Below are 13,442 nucleotides of genomic sequence, written 5' to 3' on the forward strand. Positions count from 1 at the left end.
GTGATGTAGTACCCCAGGCACCGGCATTCAGACTATGTTCGGGAACACTTGCATTGAATGTAGGATTCACCATTATGCCGGTACTGTTGAACGCTGACCCTGCCTGGTGGCAGTAACTGCAATTCACACCACCCGACCAGGTACGAAGGTCTGTTCTCTTCCTGCCATAGTGGGCGATAAGGTAACTATCATTGGTCCGGTCGGCCGGGTCTGCAGCCGCAGGACCGATATCAAGGAGTTTCATCTCGGTAAGATTGTGGCATACTACACAGGACGACATGTTATTCGTGCCATTACCTGCTTTGAGTTCGCTGCCGCCGTAAAAGTGTTCAACTACTGCAGGAATTACACCAGCACCTGATAGGTTGGTTGGTTTATTGGTACCAACATGGCATTCCTCACAGGTGTAAGGTTCAACCCCATTAAAGTCACCCAGACGGTCAGCATGTGACGTTGCCGTTGCAGGATAGGTACCGTTATTGATGTGGCATGCCCAGCAGATCTTGTTGGTGTCACTTATGGCATACGGGTTGGTGATAGTTGATAGATTCTGGATATTCTGGTGAATTGATAGTGAATCATTCATTACCGTGAAATTGACCTTGGGTGCAGTACCGCCAATATCATGGCATGATATACAATCAGCCCCGAATCCACCCACTGCCACTCTATGCACGAAATCTTTCGTAGTAGGAGTTGATATCGTGAGCAATAGAGCACCGTGACAGGGCTGGCATGTACTGTCATTGACATTGCTCCCCATGAACGAGTGATTGTACCATACCTGGCCGGAATTATCCCATGCAGTGCCATTGAGCGTATTGTTCAGTACAATGGTCGGTGGAACCGGGGTCCACTGGGTACCGTTATAGTAGGGTGCAGAATTGACATGACACCCTCGGCACCAGGTGTTGGTGCTGGTGATGCTGGTGTTCAATGCCTGGCCGTTGCGGATACTCTCGATAAGACCCGTGGCAGGGTCGCTGTGCCTGGTATCGTTGTGACAGTATTCGCAGGCTTCGTTGGTGGTGTTCCAGTAAACAGTGCTATTCCACCGGCTGCCGTTATTGAGGTTATCGCTGTGAGCGAACATGCCGCCGGTATTTGCAACGAGCGGTCGGGTGGGAGTGAAGTTGGAAAGGGTGGCGTTGTTGCTATGACAGCGGACACAGTCAATTGCAGTAACGTTGGATGTGCTGAAGGTATCGTCCTGCTGGAGATAGTTCATAGGATGAATTTCAGTGGAATTATAGGTGTGACAGGCAGTACAGTTTACAGCCTGGTTATGGCGCGTCTTGTTTGTAGTAACCATGTTACCGCTGTAAGTCTTTGATATCCCATGACATGCCAGGCAAAGAGTATCGTTTATTATTGGCTTCTTGAGAGGTTCATCATGGAACTGGTATCCCGTGCTATTGTGGCATTCGCTCGCATTACAACCCGGGTTCGTGCTATTGTATCTCAGGCTGTGGTTATTTATCGAAGTATTCGAAGGGTCTGTAAATACACCGCTGAATTCAACGGTGGCGTTTTTATGGCAGTAGGAACAATAATCAGCACTTCCCGGTGTTTTGCCGAATGCTGATCTGTTCTTGCCATAATGGTAGAAACTCAGGTTCCCACCTGTGAAGCGCTCTCCATCACCGATAAAACTGCCGGTGTCGGTATCGTTATTGTAAAGTACCATGCTGGAAACATTCTCATGGCAGTCGATACATGAAGCCTGGGCGCTGGTCGTATTCCAGAGTGCAGAGATATTCCCTCCGTTGAAATGGTTTGAAACGGGTTTTGCAGGTTGCGGGTCTCCATTGAAAGTAACCCCATATTTGGCTCCCCCGGCAACATGGCAGTCCACGCACATAAAAGGATTCGCAAATCGGTCACCCATTCCGCCGGTTACATTACCAGCAGAATCATGACATGCCCAGCAGGCCCCATTATCTGAGAAGTAGCCCTGTGACGAAGCATTCAAGGAATTCATGCCCGCATGCACACTGCTGTTGAAAGTGGTTGTATTGATATGATGGGTCACGTTTGTGCTTGACATCTGATGGCATTTGATACAATCAGGGTCACCTCCCCGGGTCACATTGGCTGAATGGAAATCCAGCGGTTGAGCTCCCCCGGCATGGCAGTCCCAGCATTCCTCTTTAGTGACCGTTGCATTTACATGTTGAGGAACACCGGTAACAAGAGCAGTTACATTGGACGGTGCACCCCACCAGGTCGATTCGACCAGGGTGCCAATGCTCGTATTAGCACCAAGATGACAGATCCTGCAATCACTGGTATTGGGCATATGGTCTATGGTCTGCGTGAACCGGTAGGGACTCATATTTGAGTCAGGCAATCCGAAGTTATAAAAAGCATAATACCCGCCTGCAGAACCGTTCTTCTCCCGGCCTACACCATGGCATGAACCATTGCCTGTATTATTATCAAAACTAAAACATGTTGAGGGTGTTATCTGGGTGGTGGTGGAATAGGCAGCACTTTGATTGGGTACCTGTATCAAGGTCAATGGTCTATTGATATGGTTGACCACTCCGGGCATTGTTTCGTTAATATCGCTTCTCAGCTGGATCTTATCACTGAATGGCCCGGAAGGACTCGAATAATGACACTCTTCACAGATATTGGTATTATTATCTGATATAAATGTCATTGGTTCTACGTCTTCTTTATGGCAGGCATAGCACCCTTCATTATCCTGCCGCTGCTGGCCCGCCTGGACCTCATAATCAATACCGTCACCCTCCCAGTCAAAACCAAAGGTATGGATGTCAGCGGCCTTGGATAGGTTTTCCCTATGGAATGTTGTATCATTGCCATGACAGTTGCTGCAAAATCCTGCTGTCTTATTCACTGGATGCCGTATCTGGTCTGAAACGTTCCACTGGACACCAACACTTGTATTCTTATGACAAAGGCTGCAATCAACAACCGTGGAGATAAGAGTAGAAGTGTTGGCGTAATGAGACACATTTGATAAGAGGGTAACATTAGATGCATTATTGTCATTTAATATCCTGGGGGTCAGGCTTTGATTATGGCAATAGCTGCAATTATCAAAAGTATCGATATCTGTAGATAGATTTATATTCTGAATATGTTCCAGTACAATGGGAATAGATGGGCCACTGATGTTACTGCCGGGGAGTGTCCCGTTTATATGACAATCCCCCTCATTGCAATTCAGAGGATTCGTGTAATTGGCAGGATTGGTGGCATTCACTGCAGCATCTGAGTGAGTTCCGATAGGAGCAGTTCCGTTCCCATGACATGCCCAACATACCCGGTTCAATGGGTCTATTGATGCATTATAAGGTGTACCATTGTTCAAATCAGCATGCACACTGGCATTTATTGCTGAAATATTGACATCAAGATAGGGGGCTGTATTATTATGACAGCTAAGACAATCTCCGTTCGATGCATCTAATACAGGCAAAAGGGCCAATAAAAATAAAATTAAAAAAGTAGCTCTAACTGCATTTGTCTCTGCCCATTGCATTCTATACACCTATCGGCAACACACTGTATGGTTTTATACCATTAATGTTAATACCTGTTTAAAGTATTTATTCAAAGAGTCAATTCAGGATAATCGTGTTTCTTGTATTCTCATAAATGTTTTGATTTCATATCCATTCTAATTTTTTTTAAGAATTTATAAACTCAATATTATTTATAAATGCCTGAAATTCTTATATTTTGTATGTTCTTGTATGTATCATCCTTATAAAAATACCTTTTCAACCTTTGAGATATACTGGTGTCAATCTCCTCTCAAGGAATGAAAATGACACATCAATGAATAATGCGAGCACTATAGCAGGAAGGGCTCCAGCCAAGATCTTATCCGTGTTAAAAGCTATCAGACCTTCAAATACCAGTTCTCCCAGTCCACCGCTACCAATAATTGCGGTCAGTATAGCGATACTATTGGCCAGGATAGCTGCAAATTTTATACCTGCGAACATTGCAGGGTATGCATTTGGTATTCTAATGTGACGGTTGATCTGCCAGTCAGTTAATCCAATACCTTTAGCATATTCTATTAATAATGGATCAATATTGGTTAGGCCTATATAGGAATTTTTAATAATGGGGAGCAAAGCCCTTAGCATAATGGCTATTATAGCCGGGGTGAAACCTATTCCAATAAGTGGAACCACAATTGCAACAACAGCAAAACTCGGTACTGCCTGGGCCAGGTTTGCAAATTTTATTACGATAGAAGCCAGCCTGGTACTATACAATGAGGCAAATGCCAGTGGAATAGCTATGACGATACTTATGAAAAGAGCTGAATATGTGAGAACAATATGCTCAACAGTAGCATCTGCAATAGTGGAAAATATTACCATGAACCATACCTCACCTTGAGTCTGTTTTCAATAACACCAGCAATTGCATCCAGAATAACTGCAAGCATTCCGGTCCATAATCCTGCAACCAGAATGGTATCCACATCATACAGGTAAATACCCGTCTGCAATGCCGTTCCAAGGCCACCTGCTGCAATTAGGCCACCCAGGGTGATCAAGCCCATAGTAAATACCAGTGCTATCCTGAAACCACCAGCAATGAGTGGAAGTGCCATTGGCATCCTTACCTTGACCAATATCTCTTTTGATGACAGTCCTATTGCCTGTGCGATGTAAATATACTCTTTGTTGACACTTTTCAGACCCACATAGGTATTCCTGGTGATAGGCAGGATAGAATACAGGATCGATGCAACAATAGTAGGTTTTGCCCCTAAACCAAAGAAGGGAAGCAATAGAACCAGAAGTGCAATATCAGGTAGGGTTTCGATAATATTGAGGATATTCAATATCGGATTGGCAATTCTTGGATGCAGAAATACAATGATCCCCACACTGATACCAATGACTGTGGCTGAAAAAAGGGCAATACTGAACATATACAAATGCTCCATTGTACGCATGGTTAACAATTGTGAATCCCATACATCCATTATCTGTACAATGAATTGTTCCATAAATCCAACCTTGCCTATTGATACTATTTATCAAATGAGTTTCAGGAGCACTTTGTCTAAAAAGAAAATTCCACATGGACGGCCTGCTTCTATCACAATTCCTAATGATTCGGCTTGGTCTTTTAATTTCCCCAATGCTGATGCAATATGATCATTTGGTGAAAAAACAGGGATAGCTCTTGCAATATCCCGAAGTGCTACATTATCGTATGTTTGTTGAAGCAGGTCCACCATTGCAACATATCCTATTGGATCAGAGCTATCAAGTACGATAGCTAGTTCCACATTGGTTTTTGCCATCCTATTAACAGCTTGCTGTGCGGTCATTCCGGCATCAAATAGATATTTCTCAGTTATAGGAGACATCATATCCTTTACCTTGAGGGTATCCATGTGTTTGAATTTCCTTTTTGCATCAACAATATCAGAAACCAGTTCATTTTCAGGGTTCAGGATCAATTCTTCAGGAGTACCTATCTGGATGAGTTTAGCATCAGACATAATACCGATTCTATCCCCCAGTTTGAATGCTTCATCAATGTCATGGGTAATAAACAATATTGTCCTGCCTATTTCCTGTTTTATTACATTGAACTCATCCTGCAACTGCTTTCTCAATATTGGGTCAAGTGCTCCAAACGGTTCATCCATCAACAATAAGGGCGGGTCCATGGCAAGTGCCCTGGCAAGTCCGACCCGCTGCTGCTGCCCACCGCTCAACTGACTGGGATACCTGTCCATAAATGATTCGGGGGGAAGTGATACAAAATCAAGGAGATGTTTTACCCTGTCTGAGATATCCTGGTCGGACCACCCCTCCAGACGGGGGACCAGCCCTATATTCTCCTTGATGGTCATATGGGGAAAAAGACCGATATCCTGGATGACATAACCGATGTTCCTTCGCAACCTGACAGGGTCAAATTCCATTATGTCATGGTCGTTTATCGTTATGACTCCCTCATCCGGTTCAATAAGCCGGTTTATCATCCTGAGGGTGGTGGTCTTTCCAGAACCACTGGGACCTATCAGTATCAACAGTTCACCGCCCTGTATATCAAGGTCCAATTGTTCAACAGCAAAGTGTTCGTCGTATTTTTTCGTGACCTGCTGAAGATGAACTGAGTCGATCCTGTCAAATAGTCTTTGAGTAGGCATGGCTATCTATGAATCTCGTCATGTTTTATAAATAAATCAAAAAGGGTTGAATTACTCTTCAGCAATTAACCCCTGCTGTACGAGAAAATCCCTGGCAATATCCCGTGCTTCTTTTTTGTCCACATCATATTGATAATTAAGTTCCCTCATTGAATCAGTATCAATTCTGCCGTCCAGTTCCTTGATGATATCAACAACATCCGGATTTTCAGATGCGAACTTCTCTGTAACAATAACTATGGCATCATAGGGTGGCAAAGCGTTCTTATCATCTTCCAGTATCCTGAGATTGAACAATTCGTTCCTGGTATCGGTCGTATATGCTGACACTGCCTCTACATCACCCTGTTTGATAGCTTCGTACATGATAGTGGCCAGTCCCTGCCGGTAATTTTTGAATTTAAAACCATATACTTCTTCTATGCGAGGAAGACCATCTTCCCTTTGTGCAAATTCAGGGTCAGTCCCAATTACCATTTCCGGTGCAAATACTTCAAGCTCACTGATTCTGGACACGTTATTTGCCTGCGCCCAATCTTTCTTGACCGCTATAGCGTAAGCATCCTCAAAACCCAGGTTGTTGACAATAAGCACGCCATCCTGTTCAAGCAAACCTTTTTCTGCTTCTTCATATACTAGCTGGGGGTCCCATACCTCAAGTGGTGGTTTATTCAATATCTGGCTGTATGCTGTTCCGGTATATTCCACATACGTGTTGACCTGACCTTGTTTCAGGGCTTCATAATTGACGAAGGTACCACCTAACCCTTCTTTTACATCTGTTTCATATCCATGCTCTTCCAGCAGGAGGGATATCATATGTGCAAGGATATATGATTCCTGAAATTGTTTGGACCCGATGACAATGGTATTGTCATCTGATTGTGTGCATCCACTTGTCAGTACTGCAATTACTATAATAAAAGCGATTAAGATATTCAATTTCATGTAAAATTCCCCGATAATTAATCTATTTCAGAGTTACTTATAGTTTCCTCTAAGGATATATTTCCAGGGTGAATGGTTTCAGTTATGGATAATTGAACTGGATAGTTATTTGAGATGATAAAGGGGATACTTTTTTAAAGTGATATTACCAATTTAATCATAGGGAATTTTCCCTGAGTGGAGTAAATAGATATGGGAATTCTGATACATCTGGCGAAACGCTGGGTTGCCGGTGAATATCTTGAAGATGCTGTTGAGAGGGCAAAATCTGCAAACACCCGGGGAATAACCGGTATTATCAACCACGTGGGAGAACATAACGAGAATATCTCAGAGATAGAAGCCTCAGCAGAAGAATATAGCAGGCTCCTGGATGGCATCAAACAGGAACAGATAGACAGTGCCATTTCCATCAAACTCACCCAGTTGGGGCTTATGAAAGATATGCAGACGTGCATCAGGACGATAGCACCTCTGATAAAGAAGGCAGCCGCCCGTGGCATTTTTGTATGGATAGATATGGAAGGGAGCGCCTATACCCAGGACATCATTGATATCTACAAACAACTCTATTCCGAAAATAAGAATATAGGATTAGCCATTCAGGCATACCTGTTCAGGACGCCGGGTGACCTGAAAGACCTCTCGTCAATCGGCGCAAAGATACGCCTGTGTAAAGGAGCATACAAAGAACCGGCTGATATAGTTATTAAGGAACATTGTGATATCAGGAAAGCCTATGCAGATCAGATGGAGATGCTGTTCAGGGATGGCGGACCTGAACTGATTGCAGTGGCTACCCACGATGATGAACTTATCGAACTGGCCAGGCAATTGAACCGGGACCATCCCCGGAATTTCGAGTTCCAGATGCTCATGGGTGCGCATGACAAACGGAAGGAAGAACTGGCTCGGGATGGGTACAGGGTCTGCGGATATATCCCCTACGGCAAGGGCTGGCTTGGTTATTTCCTGCGCAGGTTGAATGAGCAGAAGCGGGATATAAAGACTGCAGCGGTTTGTATTATTAAAGGGGATTGAGTTCAAAAGGTGACAAATTTACACCTTCACCCCTTCCGCAAACACATTGAACAGGTTCCCCATCTTCTCATACTGCGCCGTTTCCACATGCGAATACCTTATAGGCTTTTTCTGCTCCCGTGTCTCTTTCTTGAGCATATTGTAGAGCGCCTTGGACCGCTCCACCAGCCGCTCATCAGTAGTCCCTTCAACCAGCATCACACCTCCAGCTCCACTCTCAAAAGCAAAGTTCACGATATCCGCATCCAGTATATGGATGGATGGCACCTGCACAAAAAGTATCTTTGAGGAATACTGATTGCGGTTCACCCCTGCCAGGTCAGCAGCTGCATAGGCCGCAGGGTCGATGAACACAATTACACCCGGGCCTGCCTCCAGCATTCCTTTAACCTGCGCCTTGAGCTGCTCGCGCGTGTAGTTCTGGATATCAATAGCCTGCTGCGGGCACACGGCAGCGCACACACCGCAACCCGTACATGCCAGCGGTTCAAGTTTCGGTCTGCCCGGTCCGGACAACGCATCATAGGGACACTCCTCGATACATATACCGCACTCGTCACACCGGTCATTGATGACGGGTTTTTCCGGAGATATGGCAATCCTGCCCTTCCCCAGGAACTGGTGTGTCTTATGAGCGGCACTGATACCATCGGTCACCGAATCATGGATGTCCTTGGGACCTATTGAGCAACCAGCCATGTACACTGCCTGGTTCAGGGAACTGACAGGGTCTATCTTTACATGCTTCTCCTCGATAAAACCATCATCACCTATCGGGACATTCAACTGCCGGGCCAGTTCCTGCGACCCTTCGGCAGCCTCCAGCGAAGGGCACAGCACGACCATATCGAACACATCTTCCTCCTTGGAGTTGAGCAGGGTATCTTCATATCTCACCTTCAGGTCACCGTTCTTCGTTGGTGTTATTTCCGCTATCCTGCCCCTGATGAACTGTACACCCTCCTTCTGGGTATTATAATAGAACTCTTCAAAACGGCGCCCTGCAGCCCGCATATCAATGTAGAATATCGTCACCTCAGCATCCTTGTTCATCTTCTTAACCAGGTGCGCCTGCTTCATCGAATACAGGCAGCATACCCTGCTGCAATGCTTGTTATATTTCTCGAAATCCCGGCTGCCCACGCACAATACGAACGCTACCCGTTTTGGCATCGTTCCGTCTGCTTTCTGGAGTCGCATGCCGGTATGGCTCTTTGCTGAAAGCATATCCTCGAACTCCACTGCAGTAATAATATCCGGATGGTCGGTAGTATATTCCTCGATACGCGATACGTCAAAAATCTTAAAACCAGTAGCAATCACCACCGAACCCACTTTTATGTCTTCAGTCCGGACCTCATCCTCAAGCCTGATGGCATCCACAGGACAGATCTTTGCGCATGCTCCACAGTCAATACACTTTTCCTTGTCAATAATATACACCTGGGGTATGGCCTGGGCAAATGGCAGGTAAATGGCGTCAACCGGACATTTTGCAGCACACCTGCCACATGAAGTACATGTTTCCACATCCACGTACCTGGGAGAATGTTTTAATGCAACCGTGTAGTCACCCACATTTCCCTGTACACCATCCACTTCCGTGTTTGTGAACATAGTAATATTGGGATGGTTGTACACTGCCACCATCTTTGGTGTCAGGGTACACTGGGAACAATCATAGGTGGGAAAGGTCTTGGACAATCCTATCATATGACCACCGATATAAGGTTCCTTCTCCACCAGCACGACCTCATGGTCATCTGCCAGCTCCAGCGCTGTTGTTATCCCTGCAATACCGCCGCCTACCACCAATACCCTGTCTACAAGGTCTTTTTCTATGGGTGCAAGTTCTGACAATGCCGCCATTCTGGCCACTGCTCCTGTGATCAGGGACTTTGCCTTGCTCGTAGCTTGTTCGGGTTCATCAGGATGTACCCATGAATCCTGCTCCCGAAGATTCGTTATTTCCAGCATCATGGGATTGATACCTGCTTTCCCTGCCATTTTCCGGAATGTTTCCAGGTGAAGTTTTGGAGAACAGGAACCTATGACCACTTTATCCACGTTACCACCCCTGATATCCTGTTCAATGGATCCCTGTCCGGCTGAGCTGCACAGATAATCCTGAATGGTTACCGATGCCACATTGTCCTTTCCTTTCATTGCCCCGGCCACGTCATCAATATCGACAACATCCGAGATATTGCCACCACACCTGCACAGGTACACGCCTATCTTGCTGCTGCTCATTTTCACCTTACCCCCTTAACCGGTCAATGAACTGTGCATCTGTTATGAAATTCAGGTCCACACCCACCTCTTCAGGTGAATGCCCCATAGCAATAGCCAGCAACTGGGAATAATGCAGCACCGGGATATTGTATTCATGCCCGAACTTATCTTTTATCTCTACCTGCCCAAAGTCCAGCTGCAGGTGACAGAATGGACATGCATTGACGATACAGTCTACTCCTGCCTCGGCAATATGCTGCAATTTTGCTTCTGCCATCTCCAGTGACGTATCCAGTAATGCAGAACGTACGCCGCCTCCTGCACCGCAGCACGCCATCTTATCCTCATAATCAATACTCTGTGCGCCAAGCGCTTCCACAAGTTCATCAAAGAACACCGGGTTCTCCACGGTCCCCAGGTCCCGCTCTTTGGAAGGTTTGATGAGATGGCAGCCATAATGCAATGCTACCTTCAGGTCAAGCTGATGCTTAATGGTTTCTTTTATCGTCCCGGGTCCGATTTCCTTGGACAGGAACTCGATGATATGACGGACCTCAACTGAGCCGTTGTACTTCATATCCACTTCTGCGAGATGCTTATTGACCTGCCTGGCCAGACCCTGGTCATGCTTGAGTTCATGGTTGGCATCAGTCAGGGAACCGAAACAACCGTTACATATAGTCAGTACATCCCGGTTCATTTGTTCAGATAACACGATATTCCGGGCTGCAAGGGTCAACCATGTGACCTTATCAAATGACCTGAACACACCCGGGGCAGGGCAGCATGACGCACCGGCCAGGTCAGTCCAGTCGATACCCAGTCCGTCCAATACCAGCTTTGTAGCTTTTTCAATGCCAGGATAACGGTTGGGAATAATACATCCCAGGAACAGCGATACAGGTTTCATTGCCCTCCCTCCTTTTCTTTTCCTTCCGTATCCTTGACCAGTTGGACAAAACCAGTAGCTATTAGCAGTTTTTTCACCTGGTCAAGAGCATCCGGGTACTTGTGGACCGTTTCAGGGAGCTCGTCCATCCCCAGTTTCTTTCGTTTGTCCCGGTTAGTATCATTTATAGGTACTGCATGGCCCTTTTCTATAACCAGCCCTGCCACTTTGCGATGATCAGGAAGCATGAGTCCCATATGAACCGATTCCGTCCTCAGGGCCAGAATCCCATCAACGATATTTATTCCTCTTGGACACCGTTCCTGACACTGGTAACAGGTCGTACACATCCACAGGTCTTTATCGTGATACACATCCTTATTCCGCCTTGCAGACAGTACTATACGTCTGGTATTCAGGCTGGTGTACCGTCCGGAAGGGCAACTTCCGGTACATGTCCCGCACTGCATGCAGGTTAAAAATGTCAATCCTTCATCATCAAGCAGTTTTACCGGTTCCTTTGTCATTGTTCCACTCCAATTGATAAGTATAAAATGTTCAATATTTCCTGATCTCACTATAACATATCGTTAAACAACATTGATTTCAGTGATTATTATAAGTATTGATTTTATCGATCACATTTTGCACTGTTTTGTACAAACCTTCCAAAATATATACTACTATTTTGAGCGTCCTGATATGTTCAATACGGTTATTGCGCCCACAGGACACGCCCCTGCACACCTCTTGCAAAAAAGACAAAAAGCAGGTTCTTTTGCATAATATACAACTCTGCCATTGTCCATCTTTCGAATATCCCAGATAATAGGACCTTTTGGGCAAAGGTTCCTGCAGCGTCCACATCCCGTACATGAGTCATTGACCGATATTTCTACAGGCATTTACTCACAGAATTATTTTTTAATCCATTTAACTTATTGGATTGAAAATGAGACCACAATAATCTGATGACCCTAAATTAGTCAGATTGCGTCAAAGTAGCCAGATGACACAAAACTATTAATACTAATAAAAATCACTTTACTATATTAATTTGTTTCAAAAAATAATTAGACTTGATTTAGGGTACTTCTCGTGAGATATGTATATGGATAATTCAAATGAAAGACTGATAGATGTAGTCAGTGCATCTCTCTCAAATATTACTGCAGGAATCGTATTAATCATATTTACGGTCCTGGTATACTTAGACATGTTCAGTCTTTTAAGAAATCCGCTGTTCACTGGTTTTCTGGGACTGGTATTTTTTATCACGTCTTATGTCAGCATGGAATCTGAGAAAAACCAGCATAGTGGAAGTGCTCTACTTAACCTTGACCTCAATGGCATTATAGCAGGGGTGTCACTCCTGGCTGTTTCAATAGCAGGTGCTGCAGGACATTTTGAAGTTGTACGGAACTTTCTCTTTCCACTTATACCTGGTGTTATCCTGATGACAGCTGCTTTTGCCAGGTCATTTATAAAAGCCAGTTATCCAAATCTGCCTATAACACGCACAGACCCCTGCACCATACTGGGCGGCCAGATACTTATTCTCTATTCTATCCTGCTCTATATGGGTTTAGCATCATTTACCTGGAGTCCATTGTTCCCACTGCTAGTGGCAGGGGCACTTTATACTACATTGTTCATGGAAGTGCTCCCTCACCTGGCAAACAGTTCGCAGGATATCCATAACGTGGCTGTCTGGATGGCTGAAATTGAAGAAAAAGCATACAACCTTAGGCGTGAATTCGAATATATCAAACTGAATAGTGGTGACCTGGATATTGATGCAAGTCTTGAACGTCTCAATATTATACAAAAAGCTGTAGCCCAGCTTAAAGAATTGAGCGGTTCTATAATGCTGGGTGAAGTTGCCCAGCCGGCCCTTGAAATTCAGAGGGCTATCCCCATTCAACATGTTGTAACCAAGCCTACTAAAACAGGATGGAATATGAATCCAGAAAGCATGCAGGCAGTAGAAATCGAATCCCACGAACTCGAAAGTCTGGTCCAACCAAGAACCACTGAAGAGTTGTTCTATGAAAGTATCCAGAAAGAAATTGATGTACATGGACTTCGCAGTATAATCAAGGAAGCGAAAGAGATGCGGGAATCAATGTATGCACAGCGAAAGACTCTGGAAGATATTTGATC

Annotated in this window: 11 protein-coding genes; 2 read left to right on the forward strand and 9 right to left on the reverse strand. The window is 45.0% G+C overall.

Annotated elements, in window-relative coordinates; all coding sequences use genetic code 11:
* The 5 genes from K0A89_08755 to K0A89_08775 form a co-directional block, all read right to left on the reverse strand.
* The coding region (locus tag K0A89_08755; GenBank protein MBW6518574.1) for a hypothetical protein at positions 1-3,514 on the reverse strand (3,514 nt) is incomplete at its 3' end.
* Positions 3,515-3,755: 241 nt separating this feature from the next.
* Positions 3,756-4,370, reverse strand: coding sequence for an ABC transporter permease (locus K0A89_08760; protein MBW6518575.1), 615 nt, complete (start codon positions 4,368-4,370; stop codon positions 3,756-3,758).
* The gene (locus K0A89_08765) at positions 4,364-5,008 is read right to left on the reverse strand and encodes an ABC transporter permease (protein MBW6518576.1); all 645 of its coding nucleotides are present in this window, start codon (positions 5,006-5,008) and stop codon (positions 4,364-4,366) included. Before K0A89_08765 ends, K0A89_08760 begins: the two co-directional genes overlap by 7 nt.
* Before the next feature lie 30 nt (positions 5,009-5,038).
* The gene (locus K0A89_08770; protein MBW6518577.1) at positions 5,039-6,166 is read right to left on the reverse strand and encodes a betaine/proline/choline family ABC transporter ATP-binding protein; all 1,128 of its coding nucleotides are present in this window, start codon (positions 6,164-6,166) and stop codon (positions 5,039-5,041) included.
* 51 nt (positions 6,167-6,217) lie between these two features.
* On the reverse strand, positions 6,218-7,114 hold the full coding sequence (locus tag K0A89_08775; GenBank protein MBW6518578.1) for a glycine/betaine ABC transporter substrate-binding protein: 897 nt from the start codon (positions 7,112-7,114) through the stop codon (positions 6,218-6,220).
* Between the two features lie 192 nt (positions 7,115-7,306).
* Here K0A89_08775 and K0A89_08780 point away from each other — a divergent pair, with 192 nt between their 5' ends.
* Positions 7,307-8,155: a proline dehydrogenase family protein gene (locus K0A89_08780; GenBank protein ID MBW6518579.1), complete on the forward strand. Its 849-nt coding sequence runs from the start codon at positions 7,307-7,309 to the stop codon at positions 8,153-8,155.
* Between the two features lie 18 nt (positions 8,156-8,173).
* Here K0A89_08780 and K0A89_08785 read toward each other — a convergent pair whose 3' ends face one another.
* The 4 genes from K0A89_08785 to K0A89_08800 form a co-directional block, all read right to left on the reverse strand.
* Positions 8,174-10,408, reverse strand: a complete 2,235-nt coding sequence (locus K0A89_08785) for an FAD-dependent oxidoreductase (protein MBW6518580.1) — start codon at positions 10,406-10,408, stop codon at positions 8,174-8,176.
* A gap of 7 nt (positions 10,409-10,415) precedes the next feature.
* Positions 10,416-11,300 (reverse strand): CoB--CoM heterodisulfide reductase subunit B, encoded by an 885-nt coding sequence (gene hdrB / locus K0A89_08790; GenBank protein MBW6518581.1) that lies wholly within the window; start codon positions 11,298-11,300, stop codon positions 10,416-10,418.
* Positions 11,297-11,806 carry a CoB--CoM heterodisulfide reductase subunit C gene (gene hdrC / locus K0A89_08795; protein MBW6518582.1) on the reverse strand — a complete coding sequence of 170 codons (510 nt, stop codon included), beginning with the start codon at positions 11,804-11,806 and terminating at the stop codon, positions 11,297-11,299. Before hdrC ends, hdrB begins: the two co-directional genes overlap by 4 nt.
* 156 nt (positions 11,807-11,962) lie before the next feature.
* The gene (locus K0A89_08800) at positions 11,963-12,184 is read right to left on the reverse strand and encodes a 4Fe-4S binding protein (protein MBW6518583.1); all 222 of its coding nucleotides are present in this window, start codon (positions 12,182-12,184) and stop codon (positions 11,963-11,965) included.
* A gap of 206 nt (positions 12,185-12,390) precedes the next feature.
* Here K0A89_08800 and K0A89_08805 point away from each other — a divergent pair, with 206 nt between their 5' ends.
* Positions 12,391-13,440 carry a hypothetical protein gene (locus K0A89_08805; protein MBW6518584.1) on the forward strand — a complete coding sequence of 350 codons (1,050 nt, stop codon included), beginning with the start codon at positions 12,391-12,393 and terminating at the stop codon, positions 13,438-13,440.
* Positions 13,441-13,442 lie beyond the last annotated feature (2 nt).

This window comes from ANME-2 cluster archaeon (assembly GCA_019429385.1).
GTDB lineage: Archaea > Halobacteriota > Methanosarcinia > Methanosarcinales > Methanocomedenaceae > Methanocomedens_B.